The sequence below is a fragment of the Chryseobacterium sp. DZ-32 genome (assembly GCF_059587025.1).
Genome location: NZ_JCAIOM010000005.1, coordinates 146,859 through 169,087, shown reverse-complemented (window position 1 = coordinate 169,087; position 22,229 = coordinate 146,859). Strand labels below are relative to the sequence as shown.

Sequence of the window (22,229 nt, the reverse complement as noted above, 5' to 3'; positions counted from 1 at the left end):
TAAATGGCAAGTAAAATAAGTGTTTTAAATACAATTGATAATGTAATAGAGTATGCTAGACCTCTTTTGGATAAGTATGAAGTTTACCTGTATATTGAATATAGAGATTCAGGAAAAGTGTGGTATACTTTGTTAGAAAATAATGTTAAAGAAATTGACATTAATGAAAGTTATAGTTGTTTTTTTCTATCCACAAAGTTAATTGATGTTTCACATAAAATAAGTTTTTATAGCGATGAGATATATGGTTATACAATAGAAGGAACCGGAGGTAGACAAGATGGAGATAATATTGAACAGACAGCATTAAGGATGATAAGCAAGACTCCTGAAAAAAATATTAAATCATTTTTTAATGCACTGCTTAATATGTTAAAGAAAGATACTGATTATGAGAAAGGCGTTTACTCTGGCGCGGGAACTTTTTACAAGGATATTTTTTATTTAAAAAGTATGGCACAGAGTAAAATATTCTGGTTTGACTTCAAAAGAAAAGATAAACCCATTCAAATTACTGGATAACCAGCTATTGGTTGATATAGAATTACTATAAATTGATTTTATACATGAATAGGTATTACATAAAAGAAAAATTAAATTTTCTTAAAGCCAATCCAGGGAAATTGAATACAATAGTACCAAAAGAGTTTTTTCTTAATCCTGTTATCCCCGAATCAGAAGTTTTTTCTATTGAAAATAACAATAAAATTAAGTTTCCTGAAGATTACAGAGATTTTATTACGAAAATAGGGAATGGTTGCATTGGGCCTGATTATGGCCTTTTATCATTACAGGAATCAATGATTGACTTTAAGCTCAGAACAAAACCTGCGATTGATTTATCAATACCTTTTCCTTATTCTGAAAGCTGGAATGAAGATTGGATTTTTGATATTGATTGGGATGGTGGAGAGCGGCCAAATGAAGACCAATTAAATCCATATATGGATACTAGCCATATAAATGGATGTTTACAGATTTGTCATATTGGGCATGGATGTACATATCTTTTGGTTGTAAACGGAAGTGAACGTGGAAAAATTTGGACTGATGACAGAGCTGATTATGGAGGCATAAATCCTTTACTGGATGATGATGGCTTGGCAATATCTTTTGAACGTTGGTATCTTGATTGGCTTGAGGAAGTTATTGATTAAAGTGAAGCAGGCTGAACGAGATCGAGCATTAAACTGAATAAAAACTATAATAATGTCAATCAAATCAGAGTACTTCAATTTACATGACTGGGATCGGGTAGAATTTTTAAAGAAAATTGAATTTGAAGATGAGCCATCCAAATGGGAATTATTGGATCATATTATTCAAGATGAAGAAGAGTATGATTTAGCCCGTACTGAAGCATCGAAAATTTTAGAAATTGCTGAAATTCCGGGTCATATAAAAGACAAGATTATGAAAACCCTCATTGGAGTTATCGAAAATACAGAAGATTACGATGTTAAAAACTATGCAACAAGTGCGATGGTAAATTTTGTAGAATATTCTCAAATAAGAACTGTCGCAAAAAATCTGGTTTTAAACATAGATGAAGATATTGATATACGTTATAATGCTTTTGACGTTATCAAGAAAACTTCTGACATAGATGAAAGAAATGAAATACTAAAGAAGTTACTTAATGATACGGATTTTCAGAAATCTGCTCGGACAGTTCTTAGTTTTTGAGGCAAGTATTGTAAAGTTTATTAAATCATTAGAATAAAAAATAATATGTAATCCAAATCCAATTCAAATATATTATGAAAAAAATATTCTCTGAACTTAAAGGTTTCGTGATATTCAGTCCACAGCTTTTAGCGCAGTATCTGCAGGATCATCAGCTTTCAGGTACTAATATTTTAAAATATTTCGTAGAAAATGAACATGGCGATGAAATAACAAAGTCGGGAATTGCTATTCCGATAATAGGGGTAGAAGAAGATTATTATGCATTCCGTGTTTCTGTGAATGATGAAAAGATTCTGAGTGATGAAGAAGTAGAGGTGGAATCAAAAGGCTGGATATTTCAGACGGCGAATAATGAAGTAAAAATTGTCGGCATTGGATATCTGAAGGATATCGCTGCCATCAGTGAAGAAAACAGTGTTACCCTTTCTCTTGAAAACGGGTGGTACTCCTTAAAAATAAGGGGCGGAAATAAAAATGGTGAAAGATTATTTGAACTGAATATGCAGAAACAGGACATGCATCCTGCTTTTAGTGGAGATATCACCACTGAATATTACTACGGATAGTATTTAAAGCTTAATACTTTCTGTGTAAGGATAAATAGCTGATGGTGAGTTCTTAATGTTTATGTTTGACAAACTTGAGAAAATAAAGATTTCTGCAAAGTTGCAGAAATACGAATTTTATTGAAAAAATATTTTGTCAGTAATAAAAAACTTTCTATATTTGCACCACTGAAAACAACGGTGCTACCGGAGTTTAAGGAGAGTTGGCAGAGTGGTCGATTGCGGCAGTCTTGAAAACTGTTGACTGTAACAGGTCCGGGGGTTCGAATCCCTCACTCTCCGCCAGGTTAGAAACCAAAATAAGCTAAAACGCTGTAAACATCAATGTTTACAGCGTTTTTTGTTTTAGCGCAGTATCAAAAAAAACCAAAATAGGTCACGATTTATATGACCTATTTCGTGTCCCATTAAAAAAATCACAAAAATGGGTCACGAAAAATCAAGGAAAGCCCGACCAATAGGCAGTTTAACGATTGTACATCTTGCAAAAAGTGGTAACAAAAAGTAAATTATTAAACCATTAAAGTTATCACACAATGAACAAAACATTCAACCTGTTATTCTTTATCAAAAAGAATAAAATCAGAACAAACGGAACCGCTCCCATCTACTTACGAATCACGATAGACGGCAAGGCAGCAGACATTGCCGCTAAAAGGTATATCGATCCGAAAAAGTGGGATGTTAAAGCACACAAGGCATTGGGTAATTCGCAAGAAGCCAAAACGCTGAATCTCTATCTTAAAACTTTGGAACAGAAAGTTTACGATTTCCACTACCTAATGCTGAAAGAAGAAAACTTCGTAACTGCAGAGAGTTTAAAATCTAAACTGCTTGGAACTGATATTGAGCAAAGAATGCTTATTCCAATATTCCAAGAGCATAATGACAAAGTGGAAGCCTTGGTCGGTCAGGATTTTGCACCAGGAACATTGGAACGTTACAAAACTTCTTTAAAACATACTCAGGAATTTATTAACTGGAAATACAAAGTTTCTGATATCGACATCACACAAATCGATCACGGTTTTATCAGTGATTATGATTTCTGGCTGCGCAGTGTGCGTAAATGTGGAAACAATACTGCTGTGAAATATCTCAAGAATTTCAAAAAGATCATCCGACTGTGTATGGCGCACGGCTGGATCACGAAAGATCCTTTTCTGGGTTACAAAGCAAAGATCAAAGCTGTGGAACGTCCTTACCTTACCAAAGAAGAAATTCAGATGATCTACGAAAAGGAATTTGCATCAGATCGATTGAACCAGGTTCGCGATATTTTTCTTTTCAGCTGCTATACCGGCCTGGCTTATGTGGATGTAAAGCAATTGTCAAAATCTAACGTCAATATCGGCGTTGATGGTGATCAATGGATCTTTACCCACCGTCAAAAGACAGATACCTCAACCAGAGTTCCGTTATTGCCTTTGGCTCAAGAGCTGGTTTTAAAATATGAGAATCATCCGCAGTGCGTCAATTCAGATTTGCTGTTTCCTGTTCTCAGCAATCAGAAAATGAATTCTTATCTGAAAGAAATTGCGAGCGTTTGTGGAATCAATAAGGATTTGACCTTCCATATCGCAAGGCATACTTTTGCTACTACCGTTACTTTATCCAATGGGGTTCCCATTGAAAGTGTAAGTAAAATGCTTGGGCATACGAATATTAAGACTACTCAGCATTATGCTAAGATTCTGGATAAGAAAGTGAGTGATGATATGGCATCGTTGAAGGAAAAATTTTTGGATAAGAAGTAATAGTCAAAAATTTCATCTTGAAGATTATTATGGTAAATTAGTAATAATGTTGAATATCAACTAATTTTACGCTTTACCATAATTTTTTTATAGCAATCTTTACTATTTTTGTTATTCATACTTTTTTGAATGGCTCAAAATAAAAATGCTCAAATCAGATACAAAACTCTTGAAAGATGTTTTTCAAATATTTATAAAAAGTATTTCATAAATGATTTAATTAAACATTGTTCAGGTGTACTTACTGATTATTACGTTGCAGAAACAACCATTTCCCGTAGGCAAATTTTAGCAGATATAAATTTCATGCGTAGTGAAGCCGGTTTTGATGCACCTATTGAAAGTTATAAAGATGGGAAAAAAGTATTTTATCGTTATTCTAATCCTAAATTTTCAATTTTAAAAAGCCCCCTAAATCCTTCAGAATTAAATTCCTTAAATGAAGCTATAGAAACACTATCTAGAATCAATAATCAATCTTTAGATATAAAATACAAAAGTTTTATTTCAGATCAAGAGAAAGTTTTAGTTGTTTCACCATATTATTTGAAACAATATAACAATCGATGGTTTTTATTTGGTTATAATAATCATTTGAATAAAATCCAAAATCTAGCACTTGATCGAATAATTAATATCAAGCCTTCTAAAGCAGAGTACAAAATTTGCGAAATTAATTTTGACGAATATTTTAGCGACATTATAGGTGTATCTAATGAGGAATCTAAAGAACCTGTTGATATAACTATTGAATTATCTGAAAACATAATTCCTTACATTAATTCAAAGCCTCTTCATGGATCTCAGAGAATTATAGGAAATGTATTGTATCTTAAGGTGAAACTTAATTATGAACTAGAATCTTTAATTCTTTCTTATGGTGAGAACATGTACATTTTACAACCTAAAGAATTGAAGTTAGTTATAAAAGATAGAATAGATAAGATTAAATTGGCAGATAGTGCGGTTGGAAATATATTTAAAACAAATATCTAGATAATTTGTAATTATCTATGCAGATTAGCTGCATAGATAACATTTACATTTGAAAAAAACTTTGATGAGCGAATTTATTAAAATATTACACGCAAGAAAATTGAGGTTTCATAATGGTCAGCCACTATGGAAATATAATATATCAGATTTTGAATTTGAACAGTTAAAAGTTAGATTCCAAACTGTTGAAAAAGTCTCAAATCTCGACCCACGTACTTGTGCACTATACTATGCAGAATGGTGGAAAAGGAATTACAATGGAGGATATCCTTCTAAAGTTGATGTATATAATTCTATAGGTGGAAAGTATTTGTGTTTTGACGTGGAAGAATTTTTCAAATTGGCAAAGAAAGGAGGAGACTACTTGAGTTTTAATTGGATTAAAATTCAAAATACTTTATATCTTAAAACACTACTTCTACAAGGAGGTTTACCCATAAATCATATTAAAAACAATAAAGGAAAATATCGAGATTTTCTACTAAAAATTATACATCTCAATCCAAATAGTATTGATGATTTTTCATCAGATACTGAGTTAATATCTTTTTTACCAAAGTCTAGTCAAAATCATATTATTTATTCGAGTTGTCTCGAAATTGTAAGAGCTGTTTTAGATAACGATGAAACAATCTTGCTGTCATTTCAGGAAAACAATGATTTAAAGGGAATCGCAGAAGATCTGATTAAAGAAAGAGATAAGGTTATTAGAAAAGGGAATTCTCTGAAATTTAAGTGGTTTTTTAATAAAATTCAAAAATCCTTTTTCTTAAATACTTCGTTGAATTCTAAAATCACAAAGCAAGACCTTCAATATTTTTTGAATGATACTCAACTGGAATTACAAAATGAATATAGACTTTTCGTTGATAGTGATTTAGTTGCTAAAATTGTTAAAAGAACAGATGGAACTTATAAGTTGATTCAAATTACAAATGTTGTAAAATATGAAAATTTAGATCCTGATATATATATTATTGATTCTACAGATAGAACTTATCCTGCAAATCATTTATTATATCATAAATTGTATTTCGATACACCCTCACTATGGAATAGTAGTGATAATGAAATTTACTTTTTAGAAAAATCACGCTATACTCGTAATAGTTCAGCATTTATATTATGTGACAATTCATTTTCTTGTCAAGGAAATGTAGAACTTAAAGAAGAATATTCAATAAATGAAAATAAATATTTTTTCATTAAGTTCAAAAATCAATTGCATCTTCAAAAAGAGGGTGGAAATGGCTATAAATTTAATACCAATATAGAAAGCTTTTTTGAGTGGACCATATTGGGAGATCGCCCTAAATGGATTCTTAAATCGAATTTGGAGATTGTAAGAAATCAACTGCGCGTGTTAGTTTATGATAAAAATGGACAAAGGATTTGTCACCCTCTTATTCAATGGAAGCCTTCGGATAAGCTTGAATGGAATTCTTTAAATACACCTCTTTCTAAGGGGGTTATAGATATTAAAATTACACATAATGAGATTGAAGAGTTCGATAGAGTTTTTAATATTGCCGATTTGGAGCTTACAGTGATTTCCAAAGATCACCTTTTTATTTTTGAAAATAGTCAACCTTTTACAATAGAAATTTATTCTTCCAATCTTTATGATTTTTTTATTAAGGATTTTGGCACTAAGTTTAATATTATTGACCACAGTTCATTTCCAACATCTATAAAAACTAGATTTAGTATAAACAGACAATCTGCAGGGCTTATTGCTGAAGTAACCTCTCCCTTTCAAGGTTTGTGCATAGTTGATCAAAACGGCCAGAAGATTGATAACGAAGTACTTTATTTAGACAATATCAGAGGCTGGAGGTTAATTTCTAATTTGTATGCAAGAGAATTTGAAATTTCTTTTAGAAATCACAAGAATGATGAAATTACGATTAATAAAACAATTGACAGAAAAGTAATTTCTTTAATTGAGTTTTCTGATACATTTAAATCCTTGTTTCAACTTTATAATGTGATTGATGATGACAATTATGTTGATGTTGCCATTTCCGAAATTTTTACCCATTCCAAACCTAAGAAGATTAAAAGTTTCATCATAAAACAATTTTCTAAAACGGTGATTTGGGAAGTAAATAAGCATAACAAAATTCGATTCATGGATGATGATCTTGAATTTGCAAATACAGTTTTTGCTTTGCCTCTAGATTGTGATTTGGATGAAATTGACAAAATAGAGCTTAAAAAAGAACAAGACTGTTTCTCTTTGCAGAAAATAAACATTGAAAAATTTATTCTCTTTTCTTCAAAAAATACTTTTCCAAAGATAAAACCTGTTTTTATAAGCGTGAATCCTGACAATGAATTTACAAATGATAATGATAGATCTTCAAGAATGATATCTTTTGCTGATCAGCTTTTGAATCAGGATTTTGAGAGTAATATTTGGAATAAATTCTGGGTGTATTATATTTTATGTAGAGAAAATGATTTGCCTTTTGCAACTTTTGATATTATAAAATCAATCACAACATCTTCGGAACTAGCAGCTAAAGCATTTGTATTCTTATCGGAAAAATTTGATAATGGACAATTTACTTTTTCCGGAAATAATTTTATCGAGCTTGAAAATGATTTAGGTTTCTCTTTTCATTGGATTAAACTTGAGCATTGGTATCAATACCCTCAAAATTTCGAAGCAATTGCTACAATGTTTGGGTATCATTTTCAAAATCTTAAAGTTTGCTTATTACAAAATAAAGTAAATAAGGGTTTTGTTTTTCTTGCAGAATTAAATAATGCGAGAGAAAGATTAGGCAACCGTGTATTAAATCAATTACCAAAGTATGATCTGACAAAAGATAGAAATATCTATTTAAAACCTATACCCAACCAACAATGGAGTGATCAGGTTAATATTTTGGTTATTGCACCTTTGGCAGTTGCTTCCTCAATAAGAAAAGAGAATCAGGGCTTATGGCATACGAACGGAGATAATTACCGCAGAATGATAAAATATGTTGAAAATATTGACAAAAAGTGGTACGAAGATTCATTGATTTATTACCTAAACTAAGCAGAAAAATTATAAAAACTAATAATTATGAGTGAACTTATTTTTAAAAAAATCTACACCGAAATTCAAGACAGACTCACAGATTCTATATTATCTCTTTGGGCGACAGGAGATGCGAAATTTCAGAATTATTTGGAAGAATTATTATGTCATGAAAATCTCTTAGCGGAGCCTGTATTTCAAAATACATTCCCATGGACTCCTGCGACAAAAACATTTGGAGAACTAACAGATTTATTTGATCAAAATCTTATAAAAAAATTAGATAAAATAAAAGGTGAATATGAATTTCCAAAAGATAGAAAACCTTATCTACATCAGATTATTAGTTGGGAAAAACTTCTTTCGGAAAAAAAGTCTATTGCTGTTACAACAGGAACAGGATCTGGTAAAACAGAATGCTTTATGTTACCTGTATTACAAGATTTATATCAAAACTGTAAAGATGAAATTGGTGTAAGGGCAATTTTTCTGTATCCTTTAAATGCTTTAATTGGCAGTCAAAAAAAACGTATTGACACATGGGTAAAAGCGATTGGCGGATTAAATTATGCTGTTTATAACGGAAATACAGATGAAGAGGCGACCGGAAATAATGCAAGAAACGCACTTCCAGAATTGATTTCTAGAAAGCAGATTAGAAATACACCTCCGCAGATATTATTTACAAACCCATCAATGTTAGAATATCTTTTAGTGAGAGATAAAGACGTTTCATTACTAGAAAACTCTAAAGGTAAATTAAGATGGATTTTGTTAGATGAAGCACATACATTGGTTGGGTCTGCTGCGACAGAAATGGCTTTATTAATCAGAAGAGTTGTAGATGCATTTGAAGTTAATGTGAAAGATTTACGATTTGCAATTACTTCGGCAACTGTTGGTTCTGGAGAAGACAGCAATCATAAGCTGAAAGATTTCATGGCCAATCTTTGTGGTATTGATAGTACTCAAATAGAAGTGATTACAGGAAATCGTCAGTTAACAGATTTGTCTGATGAATTTGAAATCGATAATAAGCCTGAGGTTCAACAATTAAGAAATCAAATTTATGCTTCACCAGCTATTAAATTATCAGAAATTTCTAATCATTTTGTTGCTGACGATGCTTCTACAGAGGAAAAATTGGAATGGTTAGATAGTCTTGTGGAAAAAAAAGATCTGCAAGAAAATTCTATACTTCCATTAAGAATGCATCTTTTTTCACGAGGCATAGGCGGAGTGTACGCTTGTTCAAATCCAGAATGCAATAAGCATCAGAATTTTGATAGCGTAAGTCACATGGGAAATTTAACAACTTATACTGAAAAAACTTGTTCTCATTGTAATTTTCCAATGTTTGAACTGGTTGCCTGCAGATCTTGTGGCAATGAATTATTAAAAGCAGAAAAAGAGAAAAATAGACAAGGAGTGGAAACATTGCAGCTACCTAGGTCAATTAATCAGGATAATTTTATAATAGATGACATTGATAACGACGAAGATTCTGAAGATAAACAAACTACTGAGTCTTTCTTTTTTACGCGAAAAAATGTGAATAAGAGGTTTGTTATTAGTACTAATGATTTTGGTATTGATAATTCGGGTACTGTAGATAGCAACAGAGCAGACTTTGTGGAAGCGGACAATGTCAAGGGAGAATGTGTTTGCCCTCATTGCGCGACATCATTAGAAAATCCTTTACATTTTAGAATTTCTTCATCGTTCATGAATAGAAACCTATCGGATATTTTTCTTGAAAACACACCTGAATCAGGCGAAATCAAACAAGAAACTTTGTGGAAAGGACATAAATATATTTCTTTTACTGATAGCCGACAGGGAACTGCCAAAATATCTGCACTTATCAATATTGACAATGAAAGCAATTGGATTCGTTCACAGGTTTTTCACAAACTTGCATTAGAAAATATTACAATTAGCACTCAAGATCCTGTAAGAGTTTTTTTGGAAACACAAATTAGGAACGCAACAAACCCTGTGATTAAACGAGATTATGAAAGACAGTTAGCTGAGTTGCCTGCACCGGTAGCAAACTCGGTACGATTAACATGGAAGCAAATTTATGATTTTGTTAATCCCAAGACAGATTTAAAGACATTATTTAGAAATAATAACCCTAGAGAAGAGGATATTGTGAACATTGAAAAATATTCACGAGCTCTTTTATTTGATAATTTTGCTAGGAGATTACCTAGAGAGCGTTCACTTGAAAATTTGGGAATGATAAGTTTGGTTTTTCCGGACTTAGACAATGTACAGTTGCCATCAATTGCGGAACGGTATAATATTTCTGTTGCAGAATGGAAAGCTCTTTTAAAAATTGGATTAGATTATATCATAAGAAATAAATTTAATTTTTTTATAGACCCAGTTATTTATCCTTATTCGACTTCATTTTTAAGAAGTTCATTAATCCATAATCCAAATTCAAATATTGTCGGAGCAGCAGAATGGCCTACCTTCGAAAGAAGCCATTTAAGACCTAATAGACTTGCTCTATTAATTTGTGTTGGTTTAGGATTTTCTGAAAGAGATGAAATAACACCTGAAGTTGAAGATGATATTAATGAGATACTAAAAAGTATCTGGCAGAATATAAGACCGATTTTAACCGAAGATGGAAATCAAGCATACAAGCTAAATTTAGAAGAAAAAACAAGATTTCAGTTAGCCAATGACTTGTGGTTGTGTCCAGTAAAAAAGCGTTTAATTGATGCTCATTTTAGAGGAGTATCACCATGGATAAATGGTGCTTTAACTGAAGAAAATGTTCGTCATTACAAACTTGAAAGTACCAATCCAGTTAAGTTTCCTAAATACAAATTAAAAACTGAAGGTGATATTACACAAACAGCAAAAGAATGGATTTCAGAAAACTCAGCACAATGGAAACAGAAAGGTATTTGGAATAATATTCATGAAAGAATTATTTTAAATAGACCCATTTATTTGTCTGGAGAACATTCAGCACAACAAACTGAAAAACGTCTGAAGCAACTAGAAAGTAAGTTTGAAAATTCCGAAATAAACATTCTAAATTGTTCTACAACAATGGAAATGGGTGTAGATATTGGAGGCATCTCAACAGTAGTAATGAATAATGTTCCCCCGGGCCCAGCAAACTACTTACAGCGAGCAGGACGAGCAGGACGTAGAAAAGAATCGAAATCTTTAGCTTTTACAGTTTGTGCTCCAAATCCTGTTGGTTTAAATGCTTTCAACGCACCTACTTGGGCTTTAACTCATAGAATAGCACCGCCTTTTATTTCGTTTAACAGCCAACAAGTTATTGAAAGGCATATCAATGCATTTTTCTTTGGAAAATTTGTTCAGACAGAACAAGTACGAGGAATTAGAGTAACTGATAAAATCACAGATTTTTTCTTTGCTGAATTCAATCCTATTGCTTCGAGGTTCGTAAGTTGGTTAATGAATGGAGAAACTACAACTTTACAAGATAAATTAAAAAGTATAACAATAAATACAACTTATGCAGAAAGAAATTTTAATTTTATTATTAATAAAGTTCTTTCAAATTTCAATAAAATATTAAATTATACACAATCTAAAAAACAAGGATTTAAAAATAAACTCGATGAGCTTGAAAATGAGTTTGGTCAAAATTCTCCGGCATATAAAGCTGTAAGCATCCAGAATAATCAGTTTTTAAATAAAAATGCGCTTACATTTTTAGCTCAGGAAGGCTTTCTTCCAACTGCAGGCCTGCCTACAGGAATAGTGGAATTTGAAACCACAAATATCGATAATCTAAATAAACGACAGAAAAGAGAAAATCCATCTTATTTCATAACCCGAGCATTAACAGAGTTCGCCCCAGGAAATCATGTTGTCATCGATGGAATGAATTATAAATCTGCTGGAATTACTTTAGATAACAATCGAGGTTCTCAGGCAAGTAAAGAAATTATCCAAATGTGTAATACTTGCGGCTATCAAAGAATTGTAGAGATTGCAGAAAATCAAACAATTGATTCTAACTGCCCCCATTGCAACGATCAAAGTTTTAGAGGATTAATTTTCAATGATGATGACAATAGAGGAAATTTTACCGAAATGATTCAACCAGTAGGTTTTGCTGTTGATATTTACCAAACTCCAAATAGAAAAATATCAGAAACTTCAAGAACGCAATATGTCGATCCATTACTTATAAATGTTAAGCCTTGGGATCAAAATACAATCAACGTTATTGATATTAGAGAAAGTGAAGATAACGGAGAGATTTTATATTATAATGTGGGAAATGGCAAAGGTTTCCATGTTTGCTTAAATTGTGGTAAAACAGGATTGTCATTAGAAGAACTTGATGATCATAGAAGATTAAGAGGGGGACAGGATAATCAAAATGGTGTTGTTTGCCAAGGAAATTATACCACAACTTCTATCCGTCCTAATGTGATTTTAGGGGGACGATTCAAAACAGATTTTTGTGAGATTAGAATCAAAGAAGATGATAGATATTCTAAAGATGAGACACTTCTTTACTCGTTGGGAACAATCTTTGTAAAAGAACTTGCGTCTTATCTCGCGGTTGAGGATTCAGAAATAGATTTTGGTATTAAGAAATATGACCATTATAGTACAATTTTTATTTTTGACACAACTAAAGGTGGAGCTGGGTATTCTACAAAATTCTTTTTATATGTTGAAGAAATACTAAAAGCGGCAAAAGAAAAACTGGAATGTACTTGTTCAGATGCTTGTACCAAGTGTTTGATTAATAGAAAAACACAATGGCATCTCAATCATTTAGATCGTAATAAAGCTTTAAGCTGGTTAAATCAGATAGATGAATTCATAATTCCACAAGAAGTATTAATTCAATATCAGAATCCAAAAAGAATTTTAGGAGGTATTCGAGTAGACATACTTAAAGTATCATATACTAACCCAATTGAAGAAATTTGGTTGGATGTTGATAATGAAATTTCTAATTGGGATTTAGAAAATATACTATTTTTAGAAAATATTAAAAAACAAACTAAAATCAATTTAGTTTTTAAAACTAGACCTGTGCTAAATAACCCTCAAAACGTTATGACATTGATTCAAGTCTCTTCATGGTCACAAATTTGGACTCAAAAAGAAACTCAAAATGGTGAAGTAATAGAGATTGCTTCGGTAAAATTATTAGATGGAAACTATTACTCATATTTTATTAATGGAGAAGCAAAACTTTCTTTAAATCAATTTTGGGGAGATACTGATAATGGTGAACTTTATAGAATAGTTGGATTAGTTACAAGGGATTTAGAGAAACTCAATGTTTTAGATTATATCCAAGGAAATCAAATTTTTGAAGTTAAACTTAATACAACGGAAAGCATCTCCTCAAAAAATCTTGCTAATCTTTTAGTCAATGGATTGGAAAGTAAGTTCGATTTAAAGTATTTCATGGATGGACAAAAATTTAAAGTTTCATATTATGATCGATATTTAAAAACACCTTTTGGATGCTTTTTAATGCTTCAATTTGTTAATGAGTTAAAATCATTACTTAATTTTGAACTGCAAGATTTTAATTTTTATGGTCAAGATTTCATAAATGAAAGAAATCCTTCAAAAGTATTTCATGATTTCCAAACCCAAGATTTGCGGAAATCTTTTATCCAATTATACAAATATGATCTTGGCATAGAAAACATGGAGATTTTAAATACCCAAATTCCACATTACCGGTATTTTGAATTTTCAAATGATAAATGTAAAATTATTATACGTCCAGATGCTGGGATTGAACATGGATGGCGTTTAGTTGAAAGTAATATTCAAATAGATGATTTAAGTAGCTTAAATCAATCTTTAGATATTTTGAAAATAAATAGCCATCCGATTTTATATACTGTAAGCTTTGACACAATAAATACTTAAAATAATCATATTTTTATATAGAAGTCATATTAACTTTTGAAAATTATACTTTTTATTTGGAATAAAAAAAGGATTAGGAAATTTAGTCGTTAAACCAAAAAATATCCCATCCTTTATGTTAAGTATTGCTCAAGATATAATAGAATCAGAAATTGTCCTTTATATCTATATCGGAAAAGAAGGTTTTCCTATCTGTGAAATTATTAACTGGATTTTATATAAACTCATGACAGGTATTCAGTGGAACCTTTTACCTGTATTATAATTGTTCAGCCAGGAAGTCCTCGATTCCAAAATAGTTTTTGGCTACTACGGCCAATAATGATACGAGGCTCGAGAAACTACTGCAGTGGTGTTTTATAGGGATAAATCTTAAATTGATTTGCTCAGAAGGAATGTAGGCGGTAGCCACGCAATGTCTTTAATAGGCGGCGAAGCATTTGATTATTAGCTAGGAATTATATTAAAAACATTTTGAAGAATCGACAGGTATTTCATTAGTGGATTTTTGAACTTATATTGGATTTAGCGCTGGGAATTTAAGGCTTCTATGTTAGTTATTTTCTACTAAATAGATTATTATTACAACTTAAATGCACTATTAACAGGTATCAATAATATTTTCAGAATGATATAGATATATTCAATTATTTATATAAAATATTAAAAAAATCGTATTAATTACTGTTTTCCGTAATCGATATAACGTTCTTTTAAATAACTTTGTCATATACTGCAACTTCGAAAAAAGTTGTATAAAAGTTTAATATGATACTATTTAACTAATGACCAAAAAAATCATAGCTCTGGAATTTCTTGAAGAATTAGAGAGTATTCATAAAAATGAATCTTTGCATTTGTCGATAAAATATCCTCAACTAAGAAGTTTATTAGAAAAAGTTTGTAAAAATATTACCTCAACAGCCTCGATTCAGTTTGCTAATTTTTTTTCACGTTTAAATTTTGTCTGCCAAGAACATAAGGTTAACAGGTCTATTCATGGATTACGTGTCACAGCTAACAAAGTACTGCATGAAGGTCTTATTCCTGATGAAACCAATTATAAATATCATATTTCTCTTTTTGCTGAATTTCTTCAGGTTGTATATGCTATCCATGTTCCCGATAGTTTGTTATTGAAGGAAAAACCTATTAAGGAATTTATTGCCATTAAGAATGTACGACTAAGCGAGGTTAAAGTCAGCATTGTGGAAAAGAGGGAGAATCATTTAGTTTGCCATATTGATGTTTTGAGTGTAAAGGAGCCTGCTTTCGAGTTCGCTCCGGATAAGCTCGTTACCGTCCAGATACTAGAAGATGGTATAAATGACGTAATTACGTCCTGTAAAGATTTTTGGGCAGGTGCTGTTTTATATCTTGTCGATATCGATATTGATGCGAATGAAGTTTTTCATCCTAAAATTATTGTGCTGGAACCGGATTATCTGTTGGATGTTTCTTCTGTGGCAGAGTGCATACAGGATTATGGAGAAACGGAGTTATTGTTTTTAAAGTCAAAGTTTGAGCCGGTGGCTAATACCAAGCATATATTGCTGGGTAATTTTGCCAATCTGGTCGTAGATGAGGTGTTTTCAAATCCTTTGGTTCCTGTGGAGTTCGGTGACACTTTTGCCAAGCATTTCAGAACTAGTCCGTTTGAGTATACTACCTGTAAGGATATTGCAGAGCGACAGCATTTTAGTGCCTATTATCAGGATGGCCAGAGGCAGTTTCTCAAAATTAAGAATACAATTGAAAATGAATTTTTGCAATTGGGTATTGATCTAGAAAATATTTCTTTGGAACCTTCTTTTTTGTCTGAGAAGTTTGGGTTGCAAGGAAGAATGGATATGCTTGATTGGAAAAAAGGTGGAGGTCTCTCCAAGATTATAGAATTAAAATCGGGTGGTACTCCTTTCCCAGATGATGGTATTAGCATTAAGGGTAACCATCAGGCGCAGTTGTTTATGTATTATCTTCTCTATTCGCAAGTAGAAAAGCTGAGTGTGGGACAGATCAACGCTAAAGTGCAGGGGTTTATTTTGTATTCGAAACCAGACCGAGGAAATATGAGGAATACCGGTGCTTTTCTCAACGGGTTCCAAAAGGTAATCAATCTGAGAAATAAAATTATTGCAATAGAACATCTTCTTGCAAAAGATAATGAACAGTCTACTGCCACTCTTTTAGCAATGATCAACGCCCAGAATATTATTCAGAAAGATATTCACCCTAATTTTAGAAATAAGATAGAACCTCAAGTAGATAATTTTCTTAAGCCAATAGCGTCAGCTTCAAATCTTGAAAAGAGCTATTTTATTTCTTTTTTAAACTATGTTTCCTATGAGCATTTTCTAAGTAAGGTGGGCAGTGCTGAACAGGATCGAGAAAATGGTTCAAATGGCCTAGCCAGACTTTGGCTGGATAGTTTTGAGGAGAAAAAGGAAAAATTTGAAATTCTGTATGATCTGGAAATTACAAATAATAAAATTGATGAGGCAGATCAAATTATTAAGTTCAAAAGGACAAATACGGAGAATAGACATGTAAATTTCAGGATAGGTGATATTTGTGTGTTATATCCTCGTAACAGCGAATCGGATCTGGTTTCCCATAGCCAGATTTTTAAATGTACTATTAAAGAAATTACTGCAGGTTCAGTTACAGTATATTTCCGATACAAACAACGCAATAAGGCATTTTTTACTTCTTTTGGAACCCATGCAAAATGGGCATTGGAGAGTGACTTTATGGAAATTTCTTTTAATTCTATGTACCGTAATCTTTATGGTTTTCTGAAAGAAAGTTCGTCGTTTAAAAATTTGATTTTAACGCAGGAGTCTCCCGGCAAGGGCAAAGATTATGGCTATAAAAATCCTTTTGTGAGTAATGAGCAGCAAACGGTTATTAATAAGGCTTTATCTGCAGATCGCTATTTTTTATTGAATGGTCCTCCAGGTACAGGGAAAACGTCCATTATTATCAAGAATCTGGTAAAAGAACTTATTGCCTGCGGCAAAAGTATTTTGGTATTGGCCTATACAAATCGTGCTGTTGATGAACTTTGCGATGCAATTAACAATGCCTGTGCAGGAACGAACGGTCGGAATTTTATTCGCTTTGGTTCACGGTTGTCTGCAGGTGCTGAATATCATGACAATTTGCTGGATGTGGTAATGGAAACGAGAGAAAAAGAGTTACGAGTATTGGGACAGAGGTTTGATCGTACTGAGGTATCCCGTATTATCAGGGAAAATAATGTGTATATATCTACGGTGGCTTCTTTAGGTAGCAAGGAATATATTTTTCAGGTAAAAAACTTTGATTATATATTGGTTGATGAGGCTTCTCAGATTTTAGAACCTCAATTGGTGGGTATTTTAGGGAAAGCTTCGAAGTTTGTGCTTATTGGCGATCATAAACAATTGCCTGCAATTTCGCTGCAGTCTGCTGAGCGCTCTAAAACCAATAACGGGTTGCTGGAGTCTATTGGGCTGTATAACAGAAAGAATTCTTTGTTTGAACGCCTTTATAAGTTTTGCGAAGAAAATAAGCATTTGAGTTCTTATGATACCTTGACTTATCAGGGGCGTATGCATAAAGACATTTCTTTATTTCCAAATTTTGCTTTTTATAAAGGATTATTGCGCGAGGCTTATGATGCGCCAGGTATTGATGCTCCCACTAAGACCGCATTGTATCGTCAGGTAGCAGATCTGCAGTTTTCAGAATCTGGCACCAATAGCGTCAGAAAGTTGCTGAGCCAAAAGAGGCTTGTCTTTTTTAACAATAAGAAGGTCAATGATCTTTATGGAAAAACCAATGCTTGTGAAGCTGATTTTGTTGTTTATGTTGTTAAGGAAATCATAGCTTTATATGAAGGTAATGATAAGCCATTTGATCCACTTACAACCGTGGGCATTATTGCTCCTTTCCGAAATCAGATAGCGCTTATCAAGCATAAGCTCGAAGAGGAAGGCATATCTAATTATGATAAAATCACTGTCGATTCTGTGGAGCGATTTCAGGGAAGCCAACGGGATATTATTATTTATTCTTTTTCTGTGAATAATCCATTCCAGTTGCGGGGAATGATTAATTTGAATGATGAGGGCGATGTGGATCGTAAGTTAAATGTGGCTCTTACACGGGCTCGTGAGCAGATGGTACTGGTCGGCAATGATGCTATATTATCGGATAATCTTATTTATCTGAGACTGATAGAGTATTGTAAATCAAAAGGCGGCTATAGTAATACGCCTTTGTCTGATATTTTGAAAGGCCAGCCTATTTATTTTCCTGACAGGACTTCTACTGCCGGGGAAACAGCGTTATCTGTGATTAGCGAACCTTTTAAAAGTGTATTTGAAAATAAGGTGGTGACTGTGGTTAAAAATGACAGACGAACTAAATGGCCTAATGAAATATTGGGGTTAAATACGGATTTTACACGCAACAATCTTATCCGGTATGGAACGGCCGATTTTGATGCACAAATTGATTTCAATTATGAGCAAAATGTAGGTTTTTTGGATAGCCAGAGTTTACTGGATTTTTATACGCCAAAAGAGAATGTCTTGTTGTATTGTTATTGGAATATGAGAAAGAATTTTGTTTCGGTACAGCATATTTTCCTTCAAAATAAGGCGTTCTTTTTGTCGAGATTTGAGCATACGGAAGGGCGAATAATGTTTATCGATTTTGGCTGCGGTCCCTTGACGGCTTCTCTGGCTTTTAATACTGTTTTTAAGGCTGAGGTCAGTCGGAAGGTGCATTATCTGGGTGTGGATGTTTCGAAGGCGATGCTGAACAAGGCGCAAGAATTTAGCGAATCAGGGGTTTTTAAAGCTATGGATACTTTTGATTTGTGTGAGGGATTGGAAAAGAATAATCCGGCTTATTATAAAGATGAGTTTACATTGCCTCATACGGTTGTGCTGACCTGCGCTAATTCTTTGTCTAATCTGGATCTTGAAGATGTAAATGGATTGGCTGGTTTTCTGAATGATTTTATGAGTCAATATCCGCTGAATAATTATATTCTGGTGTACCAGAATCCGGTGAATCGTGACCAGAATCTAAGGAAGCTGCTGGCAAAAGTCCCTAAACTTAATAAAGTTTTTATTGCCAGAGAAGAGACGGTGTCTTATGATAGTCCGGATCAGGATTGGTATGCTACTAATGAACATTTTAGCTATGAGCTGATTACGAATTAGCGTCTTAGGAATAAGATTATGGAACGCAATCGATCTTGTCCCATACTTTTTATCAACTGGTAGGCTTCTCTGTGGCAGTGTCTGTATTTTTTACTGCTTCCGCAAAAGCATTTTGAAGTGCGTGACGGGGTGTCGTTTTTATAGATATAAATTAGCAGCGAATATATTTTGTTTGTGTCTCTGGTTTTTAGCAGGTCATATAAAGATTCTAAGATGCCTTGCAGGCCATGGGATCGTTCGTGAAGAAAGTAGCCTTCTCTTTCTCTAAAACTTTGGTTGTGTAAATAAGACACAACCTGGTTTTGGATAAAAGAGGTAAGCGTAATTCCCTGTGCACAGTGAATGTATTCTTCTATGGGTGTGCAAATACAGAAATGTCCGTCATTATACAGATGCCAATCTATATTATGCGGCAATCTCCCTTGTGTTTCATATACGAGCGGAAAGCTATTAGGATAATCGGGAGAGCATTCTATGCGTATGGCATAAGTGTCATAAGCGGCTCTGTTTTCATCTAACAGGTTGATTTTGCCTTCCAGGAATGGCAGAGCATCTTCCCGACTATGTAAATGTAAGTCGGGAAAATTGCTTATGGCTTCTTCAGCTTCTTCAGTAAATCGGATGTATGCGTTATTCATGACCGAAAGGATAGGATGTGGCAGCTCCTGCCGCTGCTGCCGCTGAAGTACGTGAATTGTTTTCTTGTTTGTCTTCTCCCAGAGGAAATCTGTCTCCGAGATGTTTGCGCCACAGTTTGCTGGATTCTTTTTGATTCGTCTCCCGAATTGCTGAGTCTGCATCTGTTATGAATTTTTCGAGCGTTTCTAAAAACTTTTCTTTGTCTGAATAGTTTTCCAGCAAATCATCATTAGGTACAGCTGGGACGATGCATTCAAATTTATTATTTAAAGCTTTTTTGATTTCCTTTAAAATATCACGTGCCGTAATATCATCACGTTCATTCAATACAATTTTTTCTTTTGCATTGCTTGCAAGGATTGTCAATGCTAGTCCACTTGGCATTTTAAAATTCTGTTTGTCTGCCCATCCTTTCAGGTATTTGATGCTTCGTATTAATCGGCCCTCTTTGTCTTTTTTAGATACAAACCAGTCTACTACTGCTTTCGGGTCGCTATTTTCAAACCCAACACCTTTGACTGCGATTTTGTATTCCTGCCCGTCTATTTTGTAGTAAACCGGATGGTCTATTTCATAATCGTTGGCAAAAATGGAGCGTACACATTTTTTACGATTTTCTGGTGCTGTAGCGGTGTAGCCATCTACGGCTTGTCTTACCCATTCCTTGAGGGTTGACGCGGAGACATCGGGTTCCCGAAAGAAGTAGATGCCGTCATCGAGGTCACAGATATCTTCTGCTGTACGGATGCCGTTTTTCATTTTATAAGACCCTTGTATATAGAAGTAGGGTACATAATCCGGATGGTTTTCTTTGAACCAAGCCGTGATTCTTTTACGAAGTCCTTCTTTTGAATTCTTCATTTTCTCGTTCTTTTTTGAACCTATGGAGATATCGCTATGATATTCCTGAAATAAATTGTGACAGTTTGCCATTTTGTTATTGTTTTAAAAAGTTTAAAATTTCTGTTAATCTGTTTTTTGCTAATTCTTCGCCGATAGACTTCATGCGGTCTATGTGTTTTTGTTTGGAGGAGTTGAGTTCTATGTTGTCGCCTTTCATATCATGCTGGATACGCAAATGGCTGAATGTGTTGCCTATTTTACCTAATGCTCGCTGTAAAAAGAGTAAATATTGTTCTGTGATCTGTGCTTGTGTATCCAATACTAAGTCTACCAGTTTAGGATTTGGAAATAGCCAGTCGAATACGTTTTTTGGACGCCATGTGCGTTTTATGATTTGTTTTCCCTGACCCGTACCCAAAGATAAGACCGCTATATCACCAATGGAGATATTCAGCTTGTCGGTTGCTTCAAACACGCCTATCAATGCGGGATTGTTGGCGAATATTCCACCATCAATCATATTGATATTAATTCCTTCTCCAAATTCATTCTTAAATGAAAAGGTATGGGGCGGAAAATATACGGGTGCAGAGGCACTCGACATTGCTGCATGGTATGCCGGAAGTTTGTAGTCTCTCCTGTATTCCGGATGATGTTTAGTTTTGAGCACGTTTATAGCACCATCATTTCCGTTAAATGCAGGAATGCAGACTTTATTTTTGAGGTCGTTCATAAGCGGATCCTGACCACCATTTGCTTCTGCATAAACTTCTCTTAGCTTTTTTAGCAATTGCTTGTTGCTATAGATAGCATTAAAGAAAGCTCTACTTTTTCGGGGCAGAAAACGAAAGACAAATCTTGGGAAGATGATTTTTGCATGATCTTCATAGAATTTTGCCAGCTCTTTTGCTGGTATAGCCAACGCAAGACCTATAGCAAGTATGGCTCCTGTTGAGGTGCCGCAGATAAGATCGAAATGTTCATGCAGCGGCTTGTCTGGCTCTTCCTTTTGCAATTCTTCTTCTAATTCAGCCAAGACTTTGGCAGGGATAAGACCTCTTATCCCGCCTCCGTCAATGGAGAGTATTTTGAATTTTTTATTTTTCTCCATCTAGCACTTATTTTAATGGTGTTCCATAAATAGCTGCCCAATTTGGACCAAATTGACTCGATATGAATCTTTCAAGAGATATGTTTAATGTTGAGCATATCCTTTGGGCGTCATCTCTTCCTTCTGCAGCAGTCTTCGTTTGATGTATAAGAGTTGTGTTTGGTAAATGTACGTCAAGTCCCTTTTGGTCTTTGAAAACCTGCTTGTAGCCCAACTCAAACATCTTTTCTTTAAATTCCCGATGTTTGGAAGGAATGTCGTAAGTGATTATTGTTGCCATATTTTAAAAATTTGCTGTTAAAACGAACTATTTTCATTGGATAGTTCCGACTATTTATTTGATTTTTTTGTTTCTTTAACTGTTGTTTTAGGATGTTTGTCTGCATAGCTTTTCTTTACGAACTTTCCTGTTCCAGCGTCTCGATATACTGTCTTTTTGTTTTTCATTTCTACATTTTTTTTGTTAAC

The 22,229-nt window shown here is 33.5% G+C and carries 13 protein-coding genes and 1 tRNA gene; 10 read left to right on the top strand and 4 right to left on the bottom strand.

Annotation, left to right across the window (positions count from 1 at the left end; genetic code table 11):
• Positions 1–3 precede the first annotated feature (3 nt).
• From AC59HC_RS07305 to AC59HC_RS07260, 10 genes are all read left to right on the top strand, one after another.
• Positions 4–522, top strand: coding sequence for a hypothetical protein (locus AC59HC_RS07305; RefSeq protein WP_496558336.1), 519 nt, complete (start codon positions 4–6; stop codon positions 520–522).
• Positions 523–566: 44 nt separating this feature from the next.
• Entirely contained in the window at positions 567–1,157 is a 591-nt protein-coding gene (locus tag AC59HC_RS07300) for an SMI1/KNR4 family protein (protein WP_496558335.1), read from the top strand.
• Between the two features lie 52 nt (positions 1,158–1,209).
• Positions 1,210–1,686 (top strand): hypothetical protein, encoded by a 477-nt coding sequence (locus tag AC59HC_RS07295; RefSeq protein WP_496558334.1) that lies wholly within the window; start codon positions 1,210–1,212, stop codon positions 1,684–1,686.
• Positions 1,687–1,760: 74 nt separating this feature from the next.
• Complete coding sequence (locus tag AC59HC_RS07290) at positions 1,761–2,255, top strand: hypothetical protein (RefSeq protein ID WP_110009767.1); 495 nt, start codon at positions 1,761–1,763, stop codon at positions 2,253–2,255.
• A gap of 197 nt (positions 2,256–2,452) precedes the next feature.
• Positions 2,453–2,540: transfer RNA gene (locus AC59HC_RS07285), tRNA-Ser, on the top strand.
• Between the two features lie 251 nt (positions 2,541–2,791).
• Positions 2,792–4,012 carry a site-specific integrase gene (locus AC59HC_RS07280; RefSeq protein ID WP_496558333.1) on the top strand — a complete coding sequence of 407 codons (1,221 nt, stop codon included), beginning with the start codon at positions 2,792–2,794 and terminating at the stop codon, positions 4,010–4,012.
• Between the two features lie 129 nt (positions 4,013–4,141).
• Positions 4,142–5,008 (top strand): helix-turn-helix transcriptional regulator, encoded by an 867-nt coding sequence (locus AC59HC_RS07275; RefSeq protein ID WP_496558332.1) that lies wholly within the window; start codon positions 4,142–4,144, stop codon positions 5,006–5,008.
• Between the two features lie 64 nt (positions 5,009–5,072).
• Positions 5,073–8,057 (top strand): hypothetical protein, encoded by a 2,985-nt coding sequence (locus AC59HC_RS07270; protein ID WP_496558331.1) that lies wholly within the window; start codon positions 5,073–5,075, stop codon positions 8,055–8,057.
• Positions 8,058–8,084: 27 nt separating this feature from the next.
• Positions 8,085–13,952, top strand: a complete 5,868-nt coding sequence (locus AC59HC_RS07265) for a DEAD/DEAH box helicase (protein WP_496558330.1) — start codon at positions 8,085–8,087, stop codon at positions 13,950–13,952.
• Positions 13,953–14,737: 785 nt separating this feature from the next.
• A complete protein-coding gene (locus tag AC59HC_RS07260; protein ID WP_496558329.1) occupies positions 14,738–19,168 on the top strand; it encodes an AAA domain-containing protein in 4,431 nt (1,476 codons plus the stop codon).
• On the opposite strand, the gene AC59HC_RS07255 is transcribed toward AC59HC_RS07260, so the two are convergent.
• From AC59HC_RS07255 to AC59HC_RS07240, 4 genes are read right to left on the bottom strand one after another with little or no spacing between them, the layout of a single operon-like run.
• Entirely contained in the window at positions 19,165–19,806 is a 642-nt protein-coding gene (locus tag AC59HC_RS07255; protein WP_496558328.1) for an SEC-C domain-containing protein, read from the bottom strand. The genes AC59HC_RS07260 and AC59HC_RS07255 overlap by 4 nt on opposite strands.
• On the bottom strand, positions 19,799–20,740 hold the full coding sequence (locus AC59HC_RS07250) for a cyclic GMP-AMP synthase DncV-like nucleotidyltransferase (RefSeq protein WP_496558327.1): 942 nt from the start codon (positions 20,738–20,740) through the stop codon (positions 19,799–19,801). Before AC59HC_RS07250 ends, AC59HC_RS07255 begins: the two co-directional genes overlap by 8 nt.
• Positions 20,741–20,744: 4 nt before the next feature.
• Entirely contained in the window at positions 20,745–21,761 is a 1,017-nt protein-coding gene (locus AC59HC_RS07245; RefSeq protein WP_294333862.1) for a CBASS cGAMP-activated phospholipase, read from the bottom strand.
• Positions 21,762–21,768: 7 nt separating this feature from the next.
• Complete coding sequence (locus AC59HC_RS07240; protein ID WP_294333858.1) at positions 21,769–22,041, bottom strand: hypothetical protein; 273 nt, start codon at positions 22,039–22,041, stop codon at positions 21,769–21,771.
• Positions 22,042–22,229 lie beyond the last annotated feature (188 nt).